Source organism: Enterobacter sp. CCUG 70166, from assembly GCF_020224095.1.
GTDB lineage: Bacteria > Pseudomonadota > Gammaproteobacteria > Enterobacterales > Enterobacteriaceae > Enterobacter > Enterobacter intestinihominis.
This window is the reverse complement of record NZ_NRIQ01000036.1, coordinates 290,005-314,644: the sequence shown is the minus strand read 5'-3', so window position 1 is coordinate 314,644 and position 24,640 is coordinate 290,005. Positions and strand designations below refer to the sequence as shown.

General features: G+C 58.9%; 20 protein-coding genes and 1 pseudogene. 12 read left to right on the top strand and 9 right to left on the bottom strand.

From position 1 onward, the window contains the following. The first annotated feature begins 158 nt into the window (after positions 1 to 158). Positions 159 to 584, top strand: coding sequence for a FosA/FosA2 family fosfomycin resistance glutathione transferase (gene fosA, locus CKK19_RS16960; protein ID WP_063854193.1), 426 nt, complete (start codon positions 159 to 161; stop codon positions 582 to 584). On the opposite strand, the gene CKK19_RS16955 is transcribed toward fosA, so the two are convergent. Then, positions 570 to 1,577 carry a LacI family DNA-binding transcriptional regulator gene (locus CKK19_RS16955; RefSeq protein WP_063854192.1) on the bottom strand — a complete coding sequence of 336 codons (1,008 nt, stop codon included), beginning with the start codon at positions 1,575 to 1,577 and terminating at the stop codon, positions 570 to 572. The two genes, fosA and CKK19_RS16955, sit on opposite strands and share 15 nt — an antisense overlap. A gap of 185 nt (positions 1,578 to 1,762) precedes the next feature. Here CKK19_RS16955 and CKK19_RS16950 point away from each other — a divergent pair, with 185 nt between their 5' ends. Further along, positions 1,763 to 2,851 (top strand): cellulase family glycosylhydrolase, encoded by a 1,089-nt coding sequence (locus CKK19_RS16950; RefSeq protein WP_048965576.1) that lies wholly within the window; start codon positions 1,763 to 1,765, stop codon positions 2,849 to 2,851. Positions 2,852 to 2,896: 45 nt separating this feature from the next. Continuing rightward, entirely contained in the window at positions 2,897 to 4,291 is a 1,395-nt protein-coding gene (locus tag CKK19_RS16945) for an MFS transporter (RefSeq protein ID WP_063854191.1), read from the top strand. Between the two features lie 34 nt (positions 4,292 to 4,325). Here the strand turns inward: CKK19_RS16945 and CKK19_RS16940 are convergent, their stop codons facing one another. The 6 genes from CKK19_RS16940 to CKK19_RS16915 all read right to left on the bottom strand — a co-directional run bounded on the left by CKK19_RS16940 (position 4,326) and on the right by CKK19_RS16915 (position 12,568). After that, a complete protein-coding gene (locus CKK19_RS16940; protein WP_063854190.1) occupies positions 4,326 to 5,630 on the bottom strand; it encodes an McrC family protein in 1,305 nt (434 codons plus the stop codon). Beyond that, positions 5,627 to 7,690 carry an McrB family protein gene (locus CKK19_RS16935; protein WP_045259561.1) on the bottom strand — a complete coding sequence of 688 codons (2,064 nt, stop codon included), beginning with the start codon at positions 7,688 to 7,690 and terminating at the stop codon, positions 5,627 to 5,629. Before CKK19_RS16935 ends, CKK19_RS16940 begins: the two co-directional genes overlap by 4 nt. Before the next feature lie 131 nt (positions 7,691 to 7,821). After that, positions 7,822 to 8,643, bottom strand: coding sequence for an alpha/beta fold hydrolase (locus tag CKK19_RS16930; RefSeq protein ID WP_023305378.1), 822 nt, complete (start codon positions 8,641 to 8,643; stop codon positions 7,822 to 7,824). A gap of 30 nt (positions 8,644 to 8,673) precedes the next feature. Further along, positions 8,674 to 10,293, bottom strand: a complete 1,620-nt coding sequence (locus tag CKK19_RS16925; protein ID WP_063854189.1) for an MFS transporter — start codon at positions 10,291 to 10,293, stop codon at positions 8,674 to 8,676. Beyond that, positions 10,290 to 10,697: a DoxX family protein gene (locus CKK19_RS16920; protein WP_032625334.1), complete on the bottom strand. Its 408-nt coding sequence runs from the start codon at positions 10,695 to 10,697 to the stop codon at positions 10,290 to 10,292. Before CKK19_RS16920 ends, CKK19_RS16925 begins: the two co-directional genes overlap by 4 nt. After that, positions 10,697 to 12,568 carry an amidohydrolase gene (locus CKK19_RS16915; RefSeq protein ID WP_022646921.1) on the bottom strand — a complete coding sequence of 624 codons (1,872 nt, stop codon included), beginning with the start codon at positions 12,566 to 12,568 and terminating at the stop codon, positions 10,697 to 10,699. Before CKK19_RS16915 ends, CKK19_RS16920 begins: the two co-directional genes overlap by 1 nt. A gap of 220 nt (positions 12,569 to 12,788) precedes the next feature. Between CKK19_RS16915 and CKK19_RS16910 the strand changes: the two genes are divergently transcribed. From CKK19_RS16910 to CKK19_RS16890, 5 genes are read left to right on the top strand one after another with little or no spacing between them, the layout of a single operon-like run. Next, a complete protein-coding gene (locus CKK19_RS16910) occupies positions 12,789 to 13,475 on the top strand; it encodes a hydrolase (protein ID WP_022646922.1) in 687 nt (228 codons plus the stop codon). 60 nt (positions 13,476 to 13,535) lie between these two features. Beyond that, on the top strand, positions 13,536 to 13,757 hold the full coding sequence (locus CKK19_RS16905; RefSeq protein ID WP_022646923.1) for a DUF1427 family protein: 222 nt from the start codon (positions 13,536 to 13,538) through the stop codon (positions 13,755 to 13,757). Next, positions 13,754 to 14,014, top strand: coding sequence for a XapX domain-containing protein (locus CKK19_RS16900; protein WP_063854188.1), 261 nt, complete (start codon positions 13,754 to 13,756; stop codon positions 14,012 to 14,014). Before CKK19_RS16905 ends, CKK19_RS16900 begins: the two co-directional genes overlap by 4 nt. 23 nt (positions 14,015 to 14,037) lie before the next feature. After that, complete coding sequence (locus CKK19_RS16895) at positions 14,038 to 14,418, top strand: response regulator transcription factor (RefSeq protein WP_006810275.1); 381 nt, start codon at positions 14,038 to 14,040, stop codon at positions 14,416 to 14,418. Positions 14,419 to 14,427: 9 nt separating this feature from the next. Then, positions 14,428 to 20,013 (top strand): ATP-binding sensor histidine kinase, encoded by a 5,586-nt coding sequence (locus CKK19_RS16890; RefSeq protein ID WP_063854187.1) that lies wholly within the window; start codon positions 14,428 to 14,430, stop codon positions 20,011 to 20,013. Positions 20,014 to 20,016: 3 nt separating this feature from the next. Here CKK19_RS16890 and CKK19_RS16885 read toward each other — a convergent pair. Continuing rightward, positions 20,017 to 20,633: pseudogene (locus tag CKK19_RS16885) on the bottom strand (response regulator transcription factor). A 318-nt stretch (positions 20,634 to 20,951) separates the two neighbouring features. On the opposite strand from CKK19_RS16885, the gene CKK19_RS16880 reads away from it, so the two are divergent. Both CKK19_RS16880 and CKK19_RS16875 read left to right on the top strand, forming a co-directional pair. Next, positions 20,952 to 21,557, top strand: a complete 606-nt coding sequence (locus CKK19_RS16880) for an ATP-dependent Clp protease proteolytic subunit (protein ID WP_022646928.1) — start codon at positions 20,952 to 20,954, stop codon at positions 21,555 to 21,557. Positions 21,558 to 21,691: 134 nt separating this feature from the next. Beyond that, a complete protein-coding gene (locus tag CKK19_RS16875; RefSeq protein WP_023305383.1) occupies positions 21,692 to 22,813 on the top strand; it encodes a cupin domain-containing protein in 1,122 nt (373 codons plus the stop codon). A gap of 38 nt (positions 22,814 to 22,851) precedes the next feature. On the opposite strand, the gene CKK19_RS16870 is transcribed toward CKK19_RS16875, so the two are convergent. Further along, positions 22,852 to 23,037: a hypothetical protein gene (locus CKK19_RS16870; RefSeq protein ID WP_063854186.1), complete on the bottom strand. Its 186-nt coding sequence runs from the start codon at positions 23,035 to 23,037 to the stop codon at positions 22,852 to 22,854. 220 nt (positions 23,038 to 23,257) lie between these two features. Here CKK19_RS16870 and CKK19_RS16865 point away from each other — a divergent pair, with 220 nt between their 5' ends. Further along, entirely contained in the window at positions 23,258 to 23,491 is a 234-nt protein-coding gene (locus tag CKK19_RS16865) for a DUF2171 domain-containing protein (protein WP_003863067.1), read from the top strand. Positions 23,492 to 23,629: 138 nt separating this feature from the next. Continuing rightward, positions 23,630 to 24,583 (top strand): helix-turn-helix domain-containing protein, encoded by a 954-nt coding sequence (locus tag CKK19_RS16860; protein WP_225455187.1) that lies wholly within the window; start codon positions 23,630 to 23,632, stop codon positions 24,581 to 24,583. The last annotated feature ends 57 nt before the right edge of the window (positions 24,584 to 24,640 follow it).

Below are 24,640 nucleotides of genomic sequence, written 5' to 3'. Positions count from 1 at the left end.
TGGGGTTCACTTCATTTCGGCGGCTATCTGAAAATGGGAAAAACTACTCCGTGCCGCCTTTAAGAAGGCAGCCACCAGCGGTTTACGGTGAGCACGGCGTGGTTTATGTTCATCTCTTTACCGTACCACGTCCGGCGCGAAAAACAAAAGGGCACGTCATGCTGCAATCTCTCAATCATTTGACCCTCGCGGTCAGCGACCTGCAAAAAAGCGTCACCTTCTGGCACGAGCTGCTGGGGCTTGCGCTGCACGCCCGCTGGAATACCGGGGCCTATCTCACCTGCGGCGATCTGTGGGTCTGCCTGTCGTACGACGAGGCGCGCCAGTACGTGCCGCCGCAGGAGAGCGACTACACCCACTACGCGTTTACCGTGGCGGAAGAGGATTTTGAACCGCTCTCGGAAAGGCTGGAGCAGGCGGGCGTCACCGTCTGGAAGCAGAACAAAAGCGAGGGGGCGTCGTTCTATTTTCTCGACCCGGACGGGCACAAGCTGGAGCTGCACGTGGGCAGCCTCGCCGCTCGGCTGGCGGCGTGTCGCGAGAAGCCCTATGCGGGCATGGTATTTACTTCAGACGGGGCTTGAGGCGCGCACCTTCAGCCTGCCCGCCAGCGTCACGTGCGTGGCGGCATCTTCCTGATTGCACAGGTACTCCACCGCCAGCCGTCCCAGCTCGCTGTAGGGCAACTGGATACTGGTCAGCGGTGGGGTGAGCTGTTCGGAAATCTTCTGGTCGTCGTAGCCCGCCAGCAGCATGTCCTGCGGGATACGCACGCCATTCACCGCCAGCGCCTGGTAGCAGCCAATCGCCAGCCAGTCGCTGGCACAGAAAATGGCGTCCGGGCGTTCGGTCAGTTCCAGCAGGGACGTGGTGGCGGTAAAGGACTCGCTGAACTGCCAGTTGGTCTGGCGCACCAGGCTCTCGTCACACGTTAAACCGGCCTGCTTCAATGCCGCCTGGTAGCCCGCCAGACGCTGGCGCGAGGCCTCCATCCAGCTCTCGCCGGTGATGTGGGCGATACGGCTGGCGCCGCAGGCGATGAGGTGTTTAGTCACCTGGAAAGCGTTGGCGTAGTCGTCCGGGATAAATGACGGCAGCAGCGGCGAGCCGGGGTCGCGCTGGTTGAGCAGCACCAGCGGGATGCGGGTACAGTCCTGAAATGGCGTCATATCGACGACGTTCGTGACCGGAGAGGCAAGAATAATCCCGATGCAGTTGCGCTTGTCCAGCTGGCGGATGATGTTCAGGGCCAGCTCCACGTCGTCGCCGTAGTCGTAGACGGTGAGCAACGTTTCGTTGCGCCACGCCCCTTCCCGCGCCTGGCTGATGGCGTCGATAAACGGGTCGAAGCTCTGCAACGAGCTGACCAGCAGGGCGATCTCCTCCTGGTTGCGCGGAGCGTGAATGGCAGGAAGACGGTCGTAGCCGAGCTCGGTAGCGACGCTAATCACCCGCTGGCGGGTGTCGTCGCTGAGCTTGATGTTGCGGGACTGGTTAAGCACCAGCGATACCGTCGCCTGCGACACGCCCGCCGCCCGCGCAATATCGTTCATCGTCACTTTCGTTTTTCGCTTCATCCGTCCTCTCCCTTTCGCGAATTTGCATCATACCCTAACCGCACGCTTTAGCGCCGCCGATCACGTTTCTCATTCATCGAAGCGTGAACTTTGTGAGAGGCGTCGCTTTTCTTTGCACCGCGATTTGCGCATTTATCCCGCAGCTAATATTTATTAGCTAAACATTATCAGCAAGAGGATGCGTAATGAAAGAGCAGTGGAGTAAAGAACAGGCACAGGCGTGGTATCAGCAAAAAGGCTGGCTGTGCGGGTTCAACTATCTGCCGTCGACAGCGGTGAACTGGACCGATATCTGGCAGGAAGAGACCTTCGATCCCGCCACTATCGACCGCGAGCTGGGCTGGGCGGCGGACGCGGGCTATAACACCCTGCGCATCAACCTGCCGTTCATCGTCTGGGAGCACGACCGTGACGGGCTGATGGCGCGCATCGACCGCTTTTTGACGATTGCCGACGACAACGGGTTCAGCACCATGCTGACCCTGATGGACGACTGCGGTTTCTCCGGCGACGAGCCGTACCTCGGCCCGCAAAAGCCGCCCGTACCGGGCAAACACAACAGCCAGGCGGCGGCGAGCCCGGGGCGCGACAAGGTGTGCGATCGAGACTGCTGGCCACAGATTGAGCGCTATATCCGCGACGTTGTGCGCCAGTTCCGCGAGGATAAGCGCGTATTGCTGTGGGATCTGTATAACGAGCCGGGAAACCGCGGCATTTTCGCGACGGGCACGGAAGAGGTGTTGTACGACGAGAAGCTGGAGACCTGCGCGCACGAGTTGATGAAGCTGGCGTTCCGCTGGGTGCGTGAGGAAGATCCGACCCAGCCGCTTACCGTCTGCGCGTGGCGTCTGCCGGCGGAAGAGGAGGGCGAGACGTTTTATCAGCACCCGCTGGACCAGACCGCGCTGGAACTGTCGGACGTGGTGAGCTATCACGCCTACACCAATACCGGGCGCATGACGGCGATTATCCAGCAACTTCAGGCGCTGGGCCGCCCAATCTTCTGCACCGAATGGCTGGCGCGTCACGTGGGCGGCACCATCGAAGAGCAGCTCCCGCTGATGTACATGGCAAAGGTCGCGCCGTATCAGTGGGGGCTGGTGCGCGGTAAAACCCAGACCTGGCTGCCGTGGCCGGTGGTGATGAAGGAGTCCACGGACTACTGCCGCCTGTGGTTCCACGACGTGTTCGAGGAGAACGGTATCCCGTTTTCACGCGCTGAAATCGCGCTGATGAAGAAGCTGCGCAATATCGCCCCGGATCCGCAGGGCTAATAATAACGACCCGGCGCGCTGTCGCCGGGCAACCAGGTACGCACTATGGCAATGACAATGAAAATACCGTCTCGCGAGTTATGGTCCTACTTTGGCTATGGTTTAGGTCAGTGTTTTAGCTTTGGTTTAGTGGGTTCGTTTATAAACTATTTTTACACCGACGTGCTGGGGATCTCGGCGCTGGCGGCAAGTACCATCTTCCTGATTGCCCGCGCGTGGGACGCGGTTCACGATCCGCTGTTTGCCAGCATTATGGACACCATTAATAGCCGGTTTGGCAAGTTTCGCCACTTTTTACTGATTGCGCCGCTGCTGATTACCGGCGTCACCCTGCTGGCGTTCTATAAAATCGAAGCGGACATGACCACCAAAATCCTCTACGCCGGGGTGACGTATATCCTGTGGGGGACGCTGTACGCCATCTCCGATATCCCGTTCTGGTCGATGTCGTCGGTGATGACCAACGACTCCGGCCAGCGCACCCGCGCGGTAACGGCGGCGATGCTCGGGGTGAACGCCGGGATTGCCTGCGCCAATATCTTCTTCCCGAAGCTGGCGGCGTTCTTCGCCCAGTACAGCAACGATAAAGGCTACTTTATGGCGGCGCTGGTGATGATGCTGGTGGGCCTGCCGCTGATGCTCAACGGCTTTATGCAGATCAAAGAGCGCGTCCCGCCCAGCCCGGAAAAGGTGACGATGCGCGACACCTTCCACAACCTGCGCCAGAACAAGCCGCTGTTTATCGTCCTGCTGTCGTTCTTTTTCTGCGTGTTCCATAACGTGGCGGGCGGACTCTATATCTACTTCTTTATCAACAACATGGGCGACGGCAGCCTGCAAATGGCAATTGGCGTGATGGGGATAGTGGCGGCGGTGCTGTGCCTGGTCGCCCCGCTGCTGACGCGCCGGATGCAGAAGCGGAAGCTGTTTATGATCCTCTGCGGGCTGGACGTGGCGGTGCGCGTGGTGATGTGGTTCACGGGCTATCAGCACACGGCGCTGCTGTTTATCCTGCTCGGCCTGAGCACGCTGTTCGTGATGATGACCAACATCCTCACCTCGTCGATGATTGCCGACACCATCGAGTACGCGGAATACCACACCCACAAGCGCTGCGCAGCGATCACCTTCTCCGGGCAGACCTTTACCGGCAAGATGTCGGTGGCGGTGGGCGGCGGGTTAATCGGCGTGTTTCTGACGATGATCAACTATGTGCCGCAGGCGCAGTCACAGAGCGACAGCGTGCTGTCGGGGCTGTTCTTCGGCATTTGTTTGTTACCGGCGATTGGGTCGCTGATCCGCATGGGCTTTATGTCGCGCTTTACCTTTACCGAGGAGAAGCATGCGGAAGTGTGTCGGCTGCTGGCAGAACGCAGGCGGGGGAGCGAGCAGAATGGCATCGTGGATGAGGCGTTGACCCGCCCGGTATCGGTCAATTAATCGCTTCAGACGCCTGCTTTGCAGGCGTCTGCTTCTAATTCCGCAGCTTCAGGGACTCGGGGAGGTGGAGTATCGAGCTCTGAATACTGGTTCCGATGGTAAAAGGGACGATCCACAAACGTAGCGCATGGCTGTCCGGCTTATGAAGTTCGAAGGGATGGGGAAGCGCATCGCTAAAACCGTCATGCTGCGGGTAGATCAGGATCATATCGCCGCGGCTATCGAGATATTTCGTTCCGTAGGCCAGCATCTGGTAAAGATCGCTTTGCGAAATGTTAAAGCCAGGTTTATGAGGCTTAATCTTTTTCCATTTCGTATCGCAAATAATTGAAGAATGTTTCGACGTGTCATACGGGCGAAGCCAGATATCCGGCTTGAGTCTAAACATATACCTGGTGTGATAGCGAGCCAGAGTGTGTGTTTTTGCTTGGGTATCAATTTGGTAACGTTGATGATGATGATGCCTCATCCACACCGCAACAAAGGATTCAAATACCGCTTCCATTGGAAAGAGCAGCGATATGGCATCAGCATGACCCTGCATACAAAGTGGTGACTCCCCGTGTAGGATCAATTTGGCCCACTCCAGCGCCTGTTCATAGTGATGCATATGCCTGTCGAGGCGAACCAGATCGAACGCGTGAGCGGTATCAACAACGGGAGGAATACCTTCGAAGGCCGACTGCAAGGGGCGAAGCTGCTGGATGAGCTGAGGGTTGCGGGTCAGGCGCGAAACCGTATCGATGGCCGTTTTGAGAATGCGGTTCTCCGGTCGGTCAACACTGTACTCGTCATACTCCACCTGAAAGCGATCCCGGCGAACGCTATTTGTCGACAGTTGTGCTGAAACCCGCAGTTTTCCCTTCATCCACGGTAGATTCTCCTGCTGGCGAAGGTAGTCACGCTTAAGACCCTGCAGCAGGACCGCCTGGACGCTCTGGATAAATTGATGAATAAAGATATCCATCAGCGGCATGCGCGAGGTTTTGATACTGGCGGAGGTTGTGGCGATGTGCCGGAAGGTTTTCAGCGTGCGCAGCATCATCATCAGCTGTTCGCGGGCGTTATCATGGCCGGTCTTTGGCAACACCTCGATGAACGCTCCTCCCGGCAGCGCAATGACGCCGACATAGTTTTTCACCTGCAGCACCTTCACGCGCCCGACCGTTTTCAGCGTCAGCAGGCGCGCGTCGTATTCCGCATCGTCGTTCAGGCAGCATTGCTCCAGCCACGCAAAACAGGCCGGAGGAAGCTCCACTGCGTCCTTAACCCGGCCGCTGTCCTTTTTACTGACCAAATAACCGTATTCAAAGGTGGACCACTGCCGCCGCCCGGTCATTCGTCGTTCTCCGCGCCTCGCGCACCTGCATCGTAAATCTGACGCCAGGCGATGGCATTATTCCAGACAGGATCGTCTTCGCCTGCAAGGTGATAGCGCTCTCCCTCTTCCTGCAGATCGTCCGATGCATCCGTTCCAAACAGCCGCTGAATATTTCCCTCGTTTTTGATCGAACGGATGAAGCACAGGGCGGGATCCTGCTTCTGGTTATCTCCAAGGACCAGACGAATTTTCTGCCAGTCGTTGTAAAAGTACTCCTCCAGCAGCGGCAGTACTTTATTTTTCATCACCCGCTGCAGACGGGCGAAAGCAATGTCATCGTCCTCCGTCTCAATTACCGGTATGAAAAAAGCGTGCCCGAGCGTGTGCTCGCTATCGTACAGCGCCTCAATGCGTTCATTGAGCATCTGCAGTAGCCGTTTGAGATCGATACCTTTGATGACGTGGCCTTCCAGAATGGAGGCTTTCGGCAGCATGGCCTTAAACTCGAAGCGGCGGCGCAGGGCGGTGTCCAGAGCGGTCAGGGAACGGTCCGCGGTATTCATGGTGCCGACCAGGAACAGGTTGTTTGGCACGCTGAATTTTTCGCCCGAATAGGGTAGCGTCACGCTCAGGGCCTCGGGTTCACCCATGCGCTTGGATTTCTCAATTAAGGTGATGAGCTCTCCGAAAATTTTGGAGATATTGCCACGGTTAATCTCGTCAACAATCAGCACGTAGTTCTGGCGTTTTGCCGGTGCATTTTTTTTCGGTGTGACGGGAAGATTATAATTATCATGAAGATAGTTGAGGATACCCCGGACATACGACTCGTTGTGGATATCAATCCCGTTGTTCTGATACCAGGCTTTGATGTCCTTCACGTAGGCGTTGTATCCATTCCCCAGATCCCCTTTTTTGCTGTTTAAAGGGAAGATGCCGAAGTTCGTTTCACTTTTATAGGTGACGCCGAACGGTTTACCTGATGTCGTTTTGAGCGTGGCGGCTTCGCCATTCAGCAGTTCTTTTTGAAACTTTGATAGCGCCTCGTTCAGCGCCAGCTGTTCACCTGCGTAACCAAACGCCGCATCCTCACAGATTTGCTTAAAGACGCCGGATTTAATGTCATAGCGAACGTTACCGTCACGGGTGGTATCGGCGCGTAGCCCTTCAATAAACTCTTCATAACCAAAGCTTTGGTGGAAAGTGACAAAGCGGATGCGCTGTTCGGAGACCAGCCGGTCATAAAGCGCTTTAAGTGCGTTCCGGTAATCACTGCCCTGAAGGCCATCCAGCAGGCGGGAATACTCAGCGGGTTCACAGGCGCGGACGGCATGCTCAACGGTGGAATAGGTTTTACCCGTCCCCGGAGGGCCATAGAGAATGACGTTCAGTGGAACATCCGCCACGCTCTCATCCGTATCCTGATCGTCGTCTTCGGCCCAGGACTCGCTACCTACCAGGCCGATATCACTCTTATCTTTGATGAAATGCGTGTAGAGATGCCACAGCGACATATTGAGTTCGACAGGGTCTACATGGCCGCCCAGCTCGCGGTTCAGCGCCGCCTTCAGCTCCAGGTTTTTTTCAAACCACGTCCCTTTCCCGGCGAGCCCAAGCCCGAAGCGGTTATTACAGTAGTTATAAATGCGGGAAAACATTTTGGTATTTACCACGTTCGAAACCCGCTCAGGGTACAGCGTGGCAAAAGCCCGGTGACACAACGCCCAGTACTGTTTCTTGAGAATGGATTTGGCCTTAAGCGCCTGTAGCTTGTTGACCACCTTTTCATATACGGCCGGGGTGCAGCCCTGTGCCATCAGGGTTGTGATTTCCCGCAGGTGAATCTGGGCCGCATTGTATTCGTTCTGCGACATTCCACCCTGTTTAATGCTGGCGACGCCGTTGGAGCGTTCATACCAAAGTGCCTTGATAAGGCTTTGATCACGAAACTCGGGTCGCTCTGTCGCTACGCGTTTGACCATCTGGTGATAGGCTGGCCCCCATTTAGGGCTGTATCGGCTGTTGTTATTGATATGCTCATTAAAGAAGGGGGCTAACGCGGTGCGATCCTGAACCATCACAAACTCCGGAAGTCGGGTAAAGGCGGTAAAGGTCAGTATTTTATAGGATTAATCTGAATGGTGTCACTGCTTGTTCAGGTGGGTTGAGGTGAAAAGGGGGCTGTCGCCGTTGGCGTCAGCCCTCAGACTTACAGCGACTTCACAAACGCCAGCAGATCTTCGTTGAGCTGATCCTGGTGGGTCAGCGCGAAGCCGTGCGGCGCGTTGTCGTACACCTTCAGCGTGGCGTTTTTGATCATCTCCGCCGCCAGCTTGCCGGTGCTTTCAAACGGCACGATCTGGTCGTTGCTGCCGTGGATCACCAGCGTCGGCACGTCGATTTTCGCCATATCCGGACGGAAGTCGGTTTCGGCGAAGGCGGTCACGCAATCGATGGTGCCCTTCAGGGACGCCAGCAGGGCGATGTTCAGCGTCTGCGTCAGGGCACCCGCGGAAACGGTCTGCCCGGCGTTGGTGCCGTAGAACGGGGTGGCGAAGTCGCTGATGAACTGGGCGCGATCTTTACGCAGTCCGTCACGGATGCCGTCGAACACGCTCTGATCCACACCCTGCGGGAAGGTATCCGATTTACCGAAGATTGGAGTGACCGCGCCCAGCAGCGCCAGACCAGCCACGCGCGCGCTGCCGTAGTTGTTGATGTAGCGGGTCACGTCGCCGCCGCCCATGGAGAAGCCCACCAGCGTTACGTCGCGCAGATCCAGGGTAGTAATCAGGTCGTTAATGTCGGACGCAAAGGTGTCGTAGTCATAGCCGTTCCACGGCTGATCCGAACGCCCAAAGCCGCGACGGTCAAAGGCGATGGCGCGGAAGCCGCGCTCGGCCAGGTAGTTCAGCTGGCTGTCCCACATGTCGCCGTCCAACGGCCAGCCGTGGCTGAAGAGGATCGGTTTGCCCGCGCCGCAGTCTTTGTAGTAAATCTGCGTGCCGTCTTTTGCCTTAAACAGTGCCATAGTGTGTTCCTGTGCAGGTGATTGTTATGGTTATACCGGCGCGACCAGATAGCGAATTGCCGGTGATGTTGTGCTCTGATGAAAAGCCAGAACGCGGCTCTGCAACAGGAGGTCATTCATGGTGTGGCGTTCCTGCTGGCGCAAATGCTCAATCCAGGAACCCATCAGGAAGGTCTCGATAAACAGCCCTGGACGTTCGATATCCTCGTACACCGCCCAGCTCATCGCTCCGGCGCGGCGGCGCACCCGGCGTAGCTCGTGCACGGCCTGCAAAAACGCTTTCGCGTTCTGTGGGTCGATGATGTACTCGTGCGACACCAGCACCGGGCCGCGCTCGTTCGGGAGTTCAATCTCCACGCCGTCCAGCGGCTGCCCGCTCAGGTCGAGATTTAAATTCGGATCTTTCTCCAGCTTCCAGCGGAACGCCGTCGCGCTTGCCAGCACCATCCCCAGCGTGGCAACCACCAGCGAGGTCGGGGTGCCGAACTGCGAGGCGATTTGCCCCCAGACGGCGCTGCCTGCGGTCATCGAGCCGAAGAACACCGTCAGATACACAGCCAGCGCCCGGGCTTTTACCCAGCGGGCGGCGCTGCGCTGTGCGCCAAGGTTGAGGGTGGAGAGCACCGCAATCCACGCGAAGCCGGTAAAAAACTCAAACAGGTTCAGCAGCCAGACGTGGCGCACGAACGCCAGCGCCAGCATGGTGAGGGCAAACGTCAGGCTGGCGGCCACCATCAGCCGATCGGCATTCAGCCGCTGGCGCAGGCGCGGCAGCAGGATCGCCCCGGCAATCGCCCCCAGGCCGATACACGCCAACATCACGCCGTAGCCCGCCGGGCCTAAGCCCAGCTCGCGGCGCGCCACTAGCGGCAGTAACGCCCAGCCCGCGCTGCCGAAAACGAAGAACGCCACGGTACGCACCAGCACGTTGCGCAGCACCGGGGCGGCGTGCACGTAGCGAATGCCGGACCGCACCGCCGAGAAGAAGTGCTCCGGCGGCAGCCGCTGCACGGAAGGCGCCGGACGCCAGCGCCACAGCACCCACGCCACGCCGACCACGGATAGCGCGTTAAGCGCAAACACCATCCACGGCCCGGCCAGCGACAGCAGGAAACCGCCCAGCGCCGGGCCAATCGCCCGGCTGATGTTGACCCCGAGCGAGTTAAGCGCCACGGCGGAACCCAGCTCGGGCTTGCTCACCAGGTCAGGCACAATCGCCTGAAACGGCGGCGAACTCATGGCCGCGCCCACGCTCAGCAGAAACGTTGCCGCCAGCAGAACGGTAGGGGTGACGTATCCGGTAAAAGAGAGCAGCGTCAGCCCGGCAGCGGCGATGAATACCCATAGCTGGGAGAAGAGCAGGTATTTTCGTCGGTCAACGATGTCCGCCATCACCCCGGACGGCAGGGCGAAGAGGAACATCGGCAGGCTACTGGCCGCCTGCACCAGCGCGATATCCAGCGGATCGGCGCTGAGCGTCAGCATGCTCCAGTTGATGCCGACGTCGCTCATCCATGAGCCGACGTTAGAGACCACCGTGGCGATCCACAGCATGCGGAACACCGGCTGGCTCAGCGGCTGCCAGGGCGAAGCCGCCGATGCGGGCGTCGTCTCGACGTGTGCGTCGCGAACGTCGTTAACCTGGGTCATGCGAACCTCTCCGTCGTCTTACGCTGCAGCCGCCACTGGCCCGGTCCGGTGAGGGCGAGGGTGGTGAAGATAATCAGCAGCAGCCAGCCAAACTGCCCTTCGGCAATCGACCAGTCCGGGTGCACCGCCAGCATCGCCACCAGCAGTACGGCGATAATCGGCAGGCACGCCAGGCGGGTGTAAACCCCTGCAATGATAAACAGCGGGCAGATGACCTCGGCGACGATCGCCGGGATCAGGCTCGCGTAAGGTCCGAAACCAAACGGATCTTCGATGCGCGTCAGCTCTTCGCTGAAGTGGAGCACCTTCGGCAGGCCGTGCACGTAAAGCAGCAGCAGGCTGCCGGTCAGGCGCAGGAAGAACAGCCCCGGATCGATCCGGGGCGAAGCGTCATTATGTTTCATCAGAATGCAAAGCAGCTGCAGCCCAGCGCCCCCCAGAAAGCGTTATCGTCGGACACCGGCATCTCTGACGTGCGGGCGAAATCATGCTGGTGGCTATGAACCCCGCACGGGCCGCTGCAGTGGTGGACGGCGCTCATGCCGACGCGTGCGGCCTGCGGCGGCGCGCTGCGGTAGTGGCCCGGCACCTTCACCACCGGGGACCACTCGGGCAGGACCGGAATGGCGGGCGGCGCGAGCGGGCCAAAGCTGCCAGCGGCGTAGACGATATCGCCGTTGACCACGGTGAGGACGGACTCGATGCCCTTGATCTCCTCTTCCGGCACGCGGAAGTAATCTTTGCTGAGCACCGCCAGATCCGCGAGCTGGCCCGTTTTGATCTGCCCCTTCTGGTTCTGCTCGCTGGAGAACCACGCGCTGCCCTGGGTCCAGAGCATCAGGGCGGTATCGCGATCCAGACGGGCGCTGTGATCGTACATCTGCATCCCGCCAACGGTGCGGCCGGAGACCAGCCAGTAGAGCGCGGTCCACGGGTTATAGCTCGCCACGCGGGTGGCGTCGGTGCCTAAGCCCACCGGCACGCCGGTCTCCAGCATTTTCGCCACCGGCGGCGTGTGGCGGGTGGCTTCGATGCCGTAACGCTCGGCGAAGTATTCCCCCTGGAAGGCCATGCGGTGCTGCACGGCAATGCCGCCGCCCAGTTCTTTGATGCGGTCGATGTTGGCCTGTGACACGGTTTCGGCGTGGTCGAAGAACCAGTGCAGCCCGTTGAACGGAATGTCGCGGTTCACCTTCTCGAACACGTCCAGCATGCGGCTGATGGATTCGTTATAGGTGGCGTGCAGGCGGAACGGCCAGCGGTGTTCGACCAGATGGCGCACCACGCGCTCCAGCTCGTCCTCCATGCCCGGCGCGAGATCCGGGCGCGGCTCGAGGAAGTCTTCAAAATCGGCGGCGGAGAAGACCAGCATCTCGCCCGCGCCGTTGTGGCGGAAGAAGTCGCTGCCCTGGCCCGGCGTGAGCATGTCGGTCCATTTTTCAAAATCTTCCAGCTCGTGGCCCGGACGCTGGGTAAACAGGTTGTAGGCGATGCGGATGGTCATCTGCTTTTTCTCGTGCAGCTCGGCAATCACCTCGTAATCTTCCGGGTAGTTCTGGAAGCCGCCGCCCGCGTCGATGGCACTGGTCAGCCCCAGGCGGTTCAGCTCGCGCATGAACTGGCGCGTGGAGTTGACCTGCTGCTCCAGCGGCAGCTTCGGCCCTTTGGCGAGGGTTGAGTACAGGATCATGGCGTTAGGACGGGCGATCAGCATCCCGGTCGGGTTGCCGTTGGCGTCGCGCTGGATCTCGCCGCCCGGCGGGTTCGGCGTGTCCCTGGTGTAGCCGACCACCTTCAGCGCGGCGCGGTTGAGCAGGGCGCGGTCGTACAGGTGAAGGATAAACACCGGCGTATCCGGCGCGGCGTCGTTGATCTCATCCAGCGTCGGCATACGGCGCTCGGCAAACTGGAACTCGCTCCAGCCCCCCACCACGCGCACCCACTGGGGCGACGGCGTGCGCAGGGCCTGCTCTTTCAGCATGCGCAGGGCATCTGCCAGGGACGGTACGCCTTCCCAGCGCAGCTCGAGGTTGTAGTTCAGCCCGCCGCGGATCAGGTGCAGGTGCGAGTCGTTCAGGCCGGGGATGGCGGTGTGGCCTTTTAAGTCGACCATCTTAGTGCCGTCGCAGTGGTGTTGCATCACCTCGGCGACGGTGCCCACTTCCAGGAATTTCCCGTCGCGCACGGCAACGGCTTCCGCGAGAGGGTTCTCGCGATCGACGGTGTGAAACTGGCCGTTAACCAGAATGAGATCGGCTTTACCGAGGGTAACCATAACTGCTCCAGACTGAGAGGGGAATGGTCAGGATTATGGGAACCGGTTTTGGGAAAGATCCAGTTATACAATAGGATAGGTATACCAAAGTATAACTATACCTTAGGTTAACTATACGAAGAGATAATTACGCGCCAGCGGCGTGGGTCATAGGATGAATGCGATTTTATCGGCGTGCTGTTCGCGGCGATTTTAACCTTTAACCTCACTGGATAATCTTATGACCACTACAAAGCTCGAAGTCTTAACCCCAGCCAACTGTCAGATCATCTTCATCGACCACCAGCCGCAGATGGCGTTTGGCGTGCAGTCTATTGACCGCCAGGTGCTGAAAAACAACACCGTGGCGCTGGCGAAAGCGGCAAAAGTGTTCAACATCCCGACCATCATCACCACCGTAGAGACCGAAAGCTTCTCCGGTAACACCTATCCTGAGCTGCTGGACGTGTTCCCGGGCCAGGACATTCTGGAGCGTACCTCCATGAACTCCTGGGACGACCAGAAAGTGCGTGACGCGCTGAAGGCTAACGGCAAGAAGAAGGTGGTTGTCGCGGGCCTGTGGACCGAAGTGTGCAACAACAGCTTTGCCCTGTGCGCGATGCTGGAAGGGGACTACGAAATTTATATGGTGGCGGACGCGTCCGGCGGCACCTCCAAAGAAGCCCACGACTTCGCGATGCAGCGCATGATCCAGGCGGGCGTGATCCCGGTGACCTGGCAGCAGGTGATGCTGGAGTGGCAGCGTGACTGGGCACATAAAGAGACCTATACCGCGGTGATGGATATCGTGCGCGAGCACTCCGGTGCGTACGGCATGGGCGTGGATTATGCCTACACCATGGTGCACAAAGCGCCGTCTCGCCAGAAGAGCGAGCACCGTACCTTAGCGCCGGTTCCGGCACGCTAAGTCCCCTGGCGGGCTGGTCCCTCATCCGGCTCGTCACTGCCTTTTTCTCTGGAGTTCACAATGAGTACAGGGTTGATATCCCTCGCGGCAGGCGTGCTGATTGGCCTGATGTATGCCGTGCTGAAGGTGCGTTCCCCCGCGCCGCCCGCGCTGGCGCTGATTGGCCTGCTGGGTATGCTGGCAGGGGAACAGGCGATGCGTCATCTTTTATCCCGCGATAATCCCGCTGGCGTGCAGGTGACGGTTCCCCACGTTCAGCACCTGACCGGAGCGTCATCATGAAGGCCTGGATTATTTCGCTGGTGTGCGGGGTCGCGGCTGGGGTAATTTACGCCCTGCTCGACGTGCATTCCCCGGCGCCGCCGGTCGTCGCGCTGCTTGGCCTGTTCGGCATGCTGGTGGGTGAACAACTGATCCCCATCGGACGGCGTCTGGTGAGCCGCGAACCGCTGACCCTGGCCTGGTTTCGTCATGAATGCGTACCGAAAATCAGCGGTACCGCGCCCCCAGCGCCCGCGAAGGAAAGACGCGACGCGTAACGAATTGTTTGAGGAAAGACAGCATGACGCTGCCGTGGCGCATTGCCATCATTGATGACGAACGCTCTGTTCGCAGCGGGCTCAGTAACCTGCTGCAATCGGAAGGGTATGCTACCGATACCTTCGATTCGGCAGAGGTGTTTTTGAGCCACCCTCTCGCCCTGTCCGGCGCGTCGCTGGTGATCACCGACATCAAGCTGCGCGGCATGAACGGGATCGAGCTGTTTGAGAAGCTGCGGTTGCTGGCCACACCGCCGCCGCCAATACTGTTTATCTCCGGCCATGCGGATGAAAATATGCAGCGGTATGCACTTAGCCTGGGCGCCGCTGCATTTTTGCGTAAGCCGATTAACATCGATATTCTGCTGGATCATATTCAGCGGGAGCTGACCCGCCGACAATAAGGATCGCGGATGAACGAACAAACGTCGCCTGCATTTTGGCCCGCCCGGGGAAGTCTCCATGAAGGGCGGGCTTTTGTTCTGAAAGAGGATGTTATTTTTACCGTGCTGGCGCAGGAGGGCGGCATCTCCTGGATGAACGGGCGGCATCCCCAGTCCGGCGGTTCGTTTATTATTGCCACCGCGGTCAGCGATGAAGAAGAGGAGCGGGCAACGCGGCTGCTTAAAAACGAGTTTGCCCTGCGCGATCGGCTTCATGACGGCTGGGCTATCCGGCCTGTCGCTTCAACCCAGTACCGCGGACGTTTTGCGCTGGTCTACGCGCCGTTCTGCTTTGAACTGCTGGCGTGCCGGGCAGGTAAGGCGATTTCCGGGATCGCCCGCTTTATCGAGATGGCGATCCGCATCTGCGGTCCCCTGCGCCAGATGCATCTGCACAACCTGATCCACGGCGATATCAAACCCGGGTCGATCTTCGTTCATCACGACGCCACCAGCCGTCTGTGCAGCTTTGGTCTTTCCTGCGCCACCTCCGACGCATTCTCCCGGTCCCGGCTTGCCGCGTCTGGCGGCACGCCCGCCTACATGTCACCGGAACACACCACGCGTACCCGGCGCGCCGTCGACAGCCGGAGCGATCTCTACAGTCTGGGTATCGTGCTTTATGAACTTCTGACCGGGCGATTGCCGTTTGAACTGAGCGCTGATGACCAGACTAACTGGGCGCATTACCACATTGCCTCTGAGCCGCTTGCGCCGGGCCGGGTGCGTCCGGACGTACCCGGCATGCTCTCGACCATTATCCTTAAGCTGCTGGAGAAGAATCCGGAGAATCGCTATCAGACCGTCGACGGGCTGATTGCCGACCTCAGGCGCTGCCAGGCGACGCTGACCGCCGAAGGTGAGATCGTCGACTTTATTCCCGGCCAGCAGGATCGCTCTCCGGCGATCCATCTTGCCGATTCGCTTTTCTCTGCGCATCCGCAGGCCAGCGACGTCATCGCCGCGTTTGAGCGGGTCAGCCAGAGCGGTGCGCCGGAACTGGTGACGATTGGCGGTCCGTCGGGGATCGGCAAATCTTCCGTGATCGCCACCACGCTGAAATCGCTGCAACAGCGCAAGGTGTTGCTGGCGGTGGGCAAGGTCGATCAATACTCTCCCACGCTGCCCTACGGCGTGCTGAGTTCGGCGTTTCGGACGCTCACGCTGCACCTGCTCGGGCTGCCAGCCGGGGAGGTGGCGACGTGGAAAACCCGCCTGTCGCGCGCGCTGGAAGGCTTCGAGGAGCTGGCTGTCAGCCTGGTGCCGGAGCTGAATTTATTTCTTGAGAACAAACCGCGTTTCTCTGCGGATACGTTTTCCATCGACGCGCGGGCGCGCTTCAGCCATATGGTGCTGGCGCTGGTGAAAACCTTCGCCACCCAGGGCGCGCCGCTGGTGCTGCTGCTGGATGATGTGCAGTGGATCGACGCCGCCAGCCTGCAAACGCTCGATTACCTGCTGCGCGCCTGCGGCGCCATCCCGCTGCTGGTGGTGGTGGCGCACCGCGATCTCAGTTCGCTTTCTGATCCCAGCTTGCAGACCGCGCTGGCGAGCCTGCCGGAGGCGGCGCAGCATGCCATGACGATCGTGCCGCAGCCGCTGTCGGTGAAGGCCGTGGCACGCTGGCTCGGGGGGATTTTTCATGCCCGCAGTACCGGCACCTCCGATCTTGCCACGCTGATCCATGAAAAAACCGGCGGCAACCCGCTGTTCGTTCAGGAATTTTTCCGCCGCATCGTCGATGACGGACTGGTGGTGCACAACAAATATCAGGGGAAATGGCATTACGATCTCCAGGCCATCCGCGCCCGGCATTACACCGAGAACGTGGTGACGCTGGTGCTTGAACAGCTCAAAGAGATGCCCGACGAGACGCGCCGCCTGCTGGGCAGCATCGCCTGCCTCGGCTGCACGGGCGAGCTGGAGATGCTGTGCCGCGTGGTGGGGCAGTCGGCGGCGGAAATCCGCTACGCCCTTCATCCGGCGGTTACCGCTCAGCTGATAGTGCTGACGGAGAAAGAGTACGCTTTTACCCACGATCGGGTGCAGGAAGCCGCCTTTGCCCTGCTGGATGAGGGCGAGAAAAGCCATCTGCACCTGACCACCGCCAGCCTGCTGGCGGATGCCGCGCGGCAGACGGCGGGTAACGAACTGCTGTTCCGCGCGGTTCACCACGTCAGCGCCGCGCTGGACTGCATCCAGCCTGCGCCGCAGCGCCAGAGATTCCGTGAGCTGAGCCTCCAGGCCGCGCGGCGTGCGAAGCGTACCGGCGATTACCTTTCCGCCTTAAGTTACATCCAGACCGCCAGAGCGCTGGGGAACGCGGGTCCGGTCTCGGACTTTATGCTGGATATCGAAGAGGCGGGCTGTGAGTTCGCGCTCGGGCACCTGGAGCGCACGCGCGCGCTGTGCGATACGATCCTCGGCTCACCGGGCGGGCTGACGGAGAAAGCGCTGGCCGCTAACCTGCTGGCGGAAGTCTATATGCGCCAGTCGGAGATCCGCCTGGCGCTGGAGGCGTCGTTATGCTGGCTGGGCGTGTTCGGGATCCAGATCAGCCGCTACCCGGAAAATGCCGAATGTGACGAGGCCTGGCAGCAGTTCTGTCAACGCACCGCCGACGCGCCGCAGAACCCGTTTACTCAGCTTAAGCTGATGGAGAGCGCGGAGACCGAAGCGGTAATGAACCTGCTTTACAGCGCCAGTATTTTCGCCAGCTTTACCTGCCCGCGCCTGCACTTTTTACTCCTGTGCCGGATGATGCACCTCACGCTCGATCGCGGCATAACCGGCGCATCCACCACGGCGATGGCCTGGTTTGGCGTGCTGATTGGCCACCGCTATGCCGAATACCGTCTCGGGTTTGAGTACGGCACGCTGGCTCGCGAGCTGGTGAACCGCCACGGCTATGATGCCTATGAAGCTAAAACTCTGCTGCCGCTCGACCAGCTCAGCGTCTGGACCCAGCCGCTGTCGTACACTATCGAGTGCGCCAAGGCCTGCTTTACCTCGGCGGTGACCCACGGCGACATGACGATGGCCTGCTTCGCGGCCTGTCATCAGATCATTAACTTCCTCTCCCGGGGCGATCATCTGGACGGCGTGTTGACCAGCATCGATCGCGGTCTGGCTTTTGTGCGTAAAACAGATTATCAGGACATTGAAACCGTTCTGCACATTCAGCGCCGCTACGTGGAGTTTTTACGCACGCCGGTGACGGGCACATGGAGCGCCGCCCAGGCGCTGCCTGACGATCTGCTGCCCGCACCGCCGGAGCAGGCGCCCGAGCAGACCTCGACCATGCTGTTCTGGTACTGGCTCTATCGCGGGATGGCGCACTTTACCTGCGGCGAATACGCCGACGCGCAGGCGGATTTAGAGAGGGCGGGCTGGTATGCGTGGTCCGCGCCGGGCCATATCCATCTGCTGGATTACCATTTTTACAGCGCGCTGGCGCTCTCCCGCCAGCTTTCGCCGGAGACCTTCTCGGCGGATTATCGCCGCAGTATTCATCACCATTACGACAAAATTGCCCTCTGGGCGCGGATCAATCCGGGCACGTTTGCCGATAAAGAGGCGCTGATTTATGCCGAAATCGTCCGTCTGGACGGCATGAACAGCATCGCGCTGGAGCAGTATGAAAAGGCGGTGCGGCTCTCGCGGGAGGGCGGGTTTAACCCGATCAATGCCCTGGCCCACGAGCTGGCAGGGCGTTTCTCGCTGGCCTGCGGCTACCCGACCGCCTCCGACGCCCATTTCCGCGGTTCGATTGCCGCCTGGGGCCGCGCCGGGGCGCAGGCCAAGGTGCGTCAGCTGGAGCAGGATTTCCCGCATCTGCTGGCCTCCGGGCAGAGCCGCGCGTACGACACCGTGGCATTTGCCCAGAACGAGGTGATCCGCGATTTACAGAGCGTCATCAAAGCCTCACGCGCCTTGTCCGAAGAAATCAACCTCGAGCGTTTAATTGAAAACCTGATGACGCTGCTGCTTGAACGGGCCGGGGCACAGCGTGGCCTGCTGCTTCGCGTCAGCGATAATCACATCCCGGAGATCGAAGCCAGCGCCTGGACCAGCACCGACGGGGTGCGGGTTCGCATCCTGAAAGAGACACCGATGGCGACGGACATGCCGCTGTCGGTGCTGGCCGCGGTGATCCGCACCGGGCAGGAGATCCGCACCGGCAAACCGGAGGAATTTCACCCGTTCAGCCAGGATCCTTATCTGGTGACGTCCGGCGCCGCCGTGATGTGTGTCCCGATGTTCAAACAGGCGCGACTGGTGGGGGTGCTGTATCTGGAAAACCGCCTGATGCCGGAAGTGTTTACCGCCGAACATTCGCGCGTGGTCAGCCTGCTGGGCGCGCAGGCGGCGGTTTCGCTGGAGACGGCACGGCTCTACGCCGAGCTGCTGGCGGAAAACATCCACCGCCGACGGGTGGAGAAAGAGCTGCGCGCCAGCCAGACCTCGCTGATGCTGGGTGAGCAGATCAGTCATACCGGCAGCTGGCGCTGGGAGCTGGTGCAGGATCTGATGTTTATGTCCGAAGAGTACGCCCGTATTCTTGGCCTGCCGGAGCAGCAAAAGATGATCTCAATGGCGGAGTTTTTGACCTTCGTGCATGAGGATGATTATGGCCGGATCGGTAACCTCGTAAATCAGAGCGTGCGTGACGGGCTGTCGATGCGCGCGGAGTTTCGCATTATCCGCACCGACGGCTCCGTTCGCTACATCCTCGGGATTGGCGATCCGGTGGGCGTGGGCAGCGAGGTGAATGAGTATTACGGCATCATTACCGACATCACCAGCCAGCGGGCGGCGGAAGATGCGATGCGGGTGGCGCAGGCGGATCTGGCGCGAGTCTCACGGGCCACCACCGTCGGGCAACTCACCTCCTCGATCGCGCACGAGATCAACCAGCCGCTGATGTCGATTGTCTCGAACGCCGGCGCGAGCCTGCGCTGGCTCAACCGCGATCCGGCGCGGCTGGACAAAGTGCGAGAGGGGCTGGAGGAGATCGCTGCCGAGGGCGAGCGGGCAGGGGAGATCATCCGCAGCATTCAATCTCTGACGCGCAAACAGGACCCCACGTTTACGCGAATCGATCTGCACTTCCTGATCCACCACATCATTATGCTCTCCCGCAGCGAACTTGAGCTGCGACACATAAGCGTTGATTATCTCCTGAACGCTGACGACAGCTTTATCATCGGCGACAGCGTGCAGATCCAGCAGGTGCTGCTTAACCTGGTGATGAATGCGATGGAAGCGATGGCGGAAGTGACGGATCGCCCGTGCAGCATCACGATCGCCACCGCGAACTGCGCCGAAGGGAAGGTGATCTTTGAGATCGCCGATACCGGCAGCGGCATTGAGCCGGAGCTCACCGAGCGGATCTTTGACTCGTTCTATTCGACCAAAGCGCAGGGAATGGGGATGGGGCTGACCATCAGCGCCAGCATCATTGAACGGCACCGGGGAAAACTGAGTGCGCGCCGCAGAGAGCCGTACGGCACGGTGTTTACCTTCGCGTTGCCGCTTGCCGGACAGGAGGCGTAACGGTTATTCCGCTGGCTGATGTTTGGTCAGGCGCTCGACGGCCCTGACCAGCTCGGCCACGGAGCGGACCTGCATTTTCTCCATCACCCGGCGGCGGTGTACTTTCACCGTAATCTCACTGACGCCCAGCTCGGCGGCGATCTGCTTGTTGAGCTTGCCGCTGATGGCAAGCTCAAGCACCTCATGCTCGCGCGGCGTGAGGGACATGTGGCGCTGTTTCAGGGCGTAGTGCTCTTTGACGCGGGCGGCGTTGTGCTGTGCCAGCCTGAGCGCGGATTCGATAGAGCCAATGAGGGCGCTGGATTCAACGGGTTTAGTGAGAAATTCGTAGGCCCCGCCTTTGATCGCCCGGACGGACATAGGGATGGTGCCGTGACCGGTGAGAAAAATGATCGGTATTTCCCGCCGTTGGCTTTCAGCGCATCTGCGACATCAAACCCGGTGATCGTGGGCATTTGCATATCGAGGATCACGCAGGAGGGCAGATCCTCAAAGGGATGGCTGAGAAAGGCTTCTGCTGAGGAAAAGCCAAGGGCGTGTATATCCGCTGATTCCAGCAGCCCAACAACGGACTGCCTGACTGCGTCATCGTCATCAACCACATAAACAATGTGTTCCATTCACCGCCCCGGTGTGATCAGTAAACCATCGAGAATAAAATGCGCCTTTTTGAACGTAAGCGACTGTTTGCTATCCTCATTCATACTAACACATTAATAATTATTATGATTCGGCAATATGAAGATGATATGAAAGTGTAATAAAAATGTGGCGAATTGGTTAGGATCGGAACGCTGTTTTTAGAGACCTTTCCTGCTGCGAAGCCAGAGCGTGACACAGGCGATATTCATCCTGAGCCACAATGTTTTGTGTGAGGACGCCGACGGGTAAAACAGGCTACACTCTGATTTTGAGCGCGACAAGCTGAGGACATAACGATGCACTACACACTGAAAAGCAGTGACGATAAAGAAAAAGCGGAAGGAACAAGCGGCGCGGGCGCTCTACAGCAAAAACTGCTGGAATCCCGTTCGATTGTCATCTCCGGTGAGATCAACCAGGAGCTGGCCCAGAAAGTCATCACTCAGATGATCCTGCTGCAAAGCGTCAGCAACGATCCGATCAAGCTGTACATCAACAGCCAGGGCGGCCACGTGGAAGCGGGCGACACCATCCACGACTTCATTAAGTTTATTCGTCCGGAAGTGCACGTTATTGGCACCGGCTGGGTGGCAAGCGCCGGGATCACCATCTTCCTGGCGGCGAAAAAAGAGCACCGCTACTCGCTGCCGAATACCCGCTTTATGATCCACCAGCCGCTGGGCGGCGTGCGCGGTCAGGCAACGGATATCGAAATCGAAGCGCGCGAGATTATCCGCATGCTGGAACGCGTAAACAAACTGATTGCTGACGCCACCGGCCAGCCGCTGGAGAAAGTGAAGAAGGACACCGACCGTAACTTCTGGATGTCACCGGCGGAAGCGCTGGACTACGGCATCGTGGGCAAACTGATCACCCATTATGACGAGCTGAACCTGGATTAAGTTTTAGCCCGCGCGTGCGTCGGGTGACGGCTTCGCCTTACCCGACCTACGCGCGCTCGATTGACCCATGACAAGTTCCCCCCTGGCTGTCTCTTCTATAATCACGCCTGTCTCCCCTCTCACTGGTGCTAACCATGGCGTATCAACTGAACCTCGACTGGCCGGAATTTCTTGAGAAATACTGGCAAAAACAACCCGTTGTGCTGAAAAATGCCTTCCCGAATTTTGTCGACCCCATTACCCCTGATGAACTGGCGGGTCTGGCGATGGAGCCGGAAGTCGATAGCCGCCTGGTAAGCCATGCTAACGGCAAGTGGCAGGCGAGCAATGGCCCGTTTGAGCATTTCGATAACCTCGGTGAAACCGGCTGGTCTCTGCTGGCGCAGGCGGTGAACCACTGGCATATGCCCGCCGCAGAGCTGGTGCGTCCGTTCCGCGTCCTGCCGGACTGGCGTCTCGATGACCTGATGATCTCCTTCTCCGTCCCGGGCGGCGGCGTTGGGCCGCATATCGATCAGTACGATGTGTTTATTATTCAGGGGATGGGTAGCCGTCGCTGGCGCGTGGGTGACAAGCTGCCGATGCGTCAGTTCTGTCCGCATCCGGCCCTGCTGCACGTCGATCCGTTTGAGCCAATCATTGACGAAGATCTGGCCCCGGGCGATATCCTCTATATTCCGCCTGGATTCCCGCATGACGGCTTCACCCATGAAACCGCGCTCAACTACTCTGTCGGTTTCCGCGGGCCGAATGGTCGCGATCTGATTAGCAGCTTTGCCGATTACGCGCTGGAAAACGATCTGGGTGGCGAGCACTACAGCGATCCGGATCTGACCTGCCGCGAACACCCGGGCCGCGTGGAGCAGTACGAGCTCGATCGCATTCGCCAGATGATGATCGACATGATTAGCAAGCCGGATGATTTTACAAAATGGTTCGGCAGCTTCGTCTCCACGCCGCGTCACGAGCTGGATATTGCCGCCGCCGAGCCGCCGTATTCCGCAGACGAGGTGCTCGACGCGCTGCAAGGGGGCGAAACGCTATCACGCTTGAGCGGGCTGCGCGTGCTGAACATCAACGGCTGCTTCTTTATCAACAGCGAACAGCTGGAGACGGCGGATGTGAACGGGGCGGACGCGCTGTCCCGCTACACCCAGCTCGGCCAGGCCGAGCTGGGTGTAGCGCTGAATAATCCGGCGTTTGTGGAAGAGTTGACCGGATTGATTAACCAGGGATACTGGTACTTCGACGAGTAACAGACTGCGGCGTTTAGTCAGACTAAACGCCGCTACGTTCAAACCAGCATATTACAGGCCTTCCAGTAGTTCAGAAGCCGCTCATCGTCGCGCTCTTTTTCCGCTTTGATTTTCATCGCCTGGGCGAGATTATCTCGCGATACCTCATGGCCTTTTTGCACGATGTCTAAGACCGCTTCACCAAGAGCCAGCGAAATTTCTGTCCGATTGTTGCGAATCGTCATAAATACCTCCTCGTTGGTTGCGATACTTTAATTATGAACGGAAAATAATCAGTCGCTAATAATTCATCTCATTCTTATTTTTTTCAATTCGGCGCTAAATAGACATAATATTCGGTTCTGTCAATGATGTTTCAAAATGCTAATACGCATTTCAGGTCCGAATTTATGCGCCACAGTTAATTTCGTGCAACAGGCAAATAACCGAAACAGGAGAATTAATATGGTAGATAAAAGCGCAATTAAGGATCACACTCAGGTTGTCGCCAGCTGCGGAACGCATGTCGGGGTTGTGGACCATCTTGATGGTGAGCGTATCAAGCTTGCGAAGAGCGACCCGGAATCAGGCGGCAAGCACCACTTTATTCCTCTCGGCTGGGTCGATAAGGTCGAAGATAATAAAGTTGTCCTGACCAAAAACCATAAAGAGGTTTTTGCTGAGTGGCAGGAAGCATAAATATATTTCTCGTAAAGAAATATACGCCTTCGCTCCGGTTTCGTCCGGAGCGTAATAGTGTCTGCGCCCGGTGATTGCTGCCATGGCAAATGAATGGTACTGTTTTGCCTGTCCTTTCCCCGATGCAGGCTCCGAATTATGCTCCAGAGTGAAAATACATCAGCGAAGCGCATATTTTTTGTTGAGGATTTTCAATTATTCGGCGAGCGCTACGGCATCGACTACCGTTTCCCGCAGCTAAAAGATGATCAGGTCAGCGGCAGCCCCGTGTTGCAGGGGAATGTTGAAGAGATGACGCTCTCGTCCGGCATTTCACTGACCCATTCCGACGTACGTGTATTACAGCCCTATGAAACCACCTCTCGCCACAGCAGCCCGCTTTATATGCTGGTGGTGCTGGAAGGGTGCGTGACGCTCACGCTCAATGGTATCGATTATCCCGTCCGCCCGGGCATGGCGTTCAGCTCGCGTCTGAGTGAAGATCAGGTGATGAGCGCGCGTCACGATGCTGACAGCACGCTGAAAACGCTCTCGTTTGGCGTGTACCCGCACGATGCCGGACGTGAAGCCCTGCTTGAGTCGCTACTGCTGGAATGGCAAAGCCTGAATACCTCCGCGTTTGTCTGGCACGTTCCCGAGTTTGTGATGTCAGGCATTCAGCATGTACAGCGGCAGGGGGGAAGCGTGCTCTCGCGTAAGCTGTTGCTGGAGGGGCTCATGTACCAGCTGCTCGGCCACGGCCTGAACCAGTGCCAGCTGCCCTGTCCGAGCCGCCCTGAGCATGCGCGTCTGGAACGCGTCCGGTGCCTACTGGAACAGTCTCCTGAACGTGACCATACACTCGCGCAGCTGGCAGCCCTTGCTGCCATGAGCCCAAGCAGCCTGCGCAGCAAGTTCCGTCAACGCTACGGCTGCACACTCTTCGATTATCTCCGCGACTGTCGCCTTGCGCTGGCGCGTCGCTATCTGCTGGAAGGCCACAGCGTACAGCAGGCGGCGTGGATGTGCGGGTATCAGCATGCCACCAACTTCGCCACCGCGTTTCGTCGTCATTACGGTATTTCACCGGGTGACGTGCGCAAACTCCGCTAACGTAATTTTGTCCATCGCGCGAACGTATCCCGTGCGGTTTAGCATCGCGCATACATA

Coding starts and splice junctions, on each gene's coding strand:
- CKK19_RS16890 (WP_063854187.1), top strand. CDS start 14,428: ATGAACGAACAAACGTCGCCTGCATTTTGGCCCGCCCGGGGAAGTCTC.
- CKK19_RS16945 (WP_063854191.1), top strand. CDS start 2,897: ATGGCAATGACAATGAAAATACCGTCTCGCGAGTTATGGTCCTACTTT.
- CKK19_RS16870 (WP_063854186.1), bottom strand. CDS start 23,037: ATGACGATTCGCAACAATCGGACAGAAATTTCGCTGGCTCTTGGTGAA.
- CKK19_RS16865 (WP_003863067.1), top strand. CDS start 23,258: ATGGTAGATAAAAGCGCAATTAAGGATCACACTCAGGTTGTCGCCAGC.
- CKK19_RS16955 (WP_063854192.1), bottom strand. CDS start 1,577: ATGAAGCGAAAAACGAAAGTGACGATGAACGATATTGCGCGGGCGGCG.
- CKK19_RS16860 (WP_225455187.1), top strand. CDS start 23,630: ATGCTCCAGAGTGAAAATACATCAGCGAAGCGCATATTTTTTGTTGAG.
- CKK19_RS16910 (WP_022646922.1), top strand. CDS start 12,789: ATGACCACTACAAAGCTCGAAGTCTTAACCCCAGCCAACTGTCAGATC.
- CKK19_RS16880 (WP_022646928.1), top strand. CDS start 20,952: ATGCACTACACACTGAAAAGCAGTGACGATAAAGAAAAAGCGGAAGGA.
- CKK19_RS16940 (WP_063854190.1), bottom strand. CDS start 5,630: ATGACCGGGCGGCGGCAGTGGTCCACCTTTGAATACGGTTATTTGGTC.
- CKK19_RS16915 (WP_022646921.1), bottom strand. CDS start 12,568: ATGGTTACCCTCGGTAAAGCCGATCTCATTCTGGTTAACGGCCAGTTT.
- fosA (WP_063854193.1), top strand. CDS start 159: ATGCTGCAATCTCTCAATCATTTGACCCTCGCGGTCAGCGACCTGCAA.
- CKK19_RS16925 (WP_063854189.1), bottom strand. CDS start 10,293: ATGACCCAGGTTAACGACGTTCGCGACGCACACGTCGAGACGACGCCC.
- CKK19_RS16895 (WP_006810275.1), top strand. CDS start 14,038: ATGACGCTGCCGTGGCGCATTGCCATCATTGATGACGAACGCTCTGTT.
- CKK19_RS16920 (WP_032625334.1), bottom strand. CDS start 10,697: ATGAAACATAATGACGCTTCGCCCCGGATCGATCCGGGGCTGTTCTTC.
- CKK19_RS16930 (WP_023305378.1), bottom strand. CDS start 8,643: ATGGCACTGTTTAAGGCAAAAGACGGCACGCAGATTTACTACAAAGAC.
- CKK19_RS16900 (WP_063854188.1), top strand. CDS start 13,754: ATGAAGGCCTGGATTATTTCGCTGGTGTGCGGGGTCGCGGCTGGGGTA.
- CKK19_RS16905 (WP_022646923.1), top strand. CDS start 13,536: ATGAGTACAGGGTTGATATCCCTCGCGGCAGGCGTGCTGATTGGCCTG.
- CKK19_RS16935 (WP_045259561.1), bottom strand. CDS start 7,690: ATGGTTCAGGATCGCACCGCGTTAGCCCCCTTCTTTAATGAGCATATC.
- CKK19_RS16950 (WP_048965576.1), top strand. CDS start 1,763: ATGAAAGAGCAGTGGAGTAAAGAACAGGCACAGGCGTGGTATCAGCAA.
- CKK19_RS16875 (WP_023305383.1), top strand. CDS start 21,692: ATGGCGTATCAACTGAACCTCGACTGGCCGGAATTTCTTGAGAAATAC.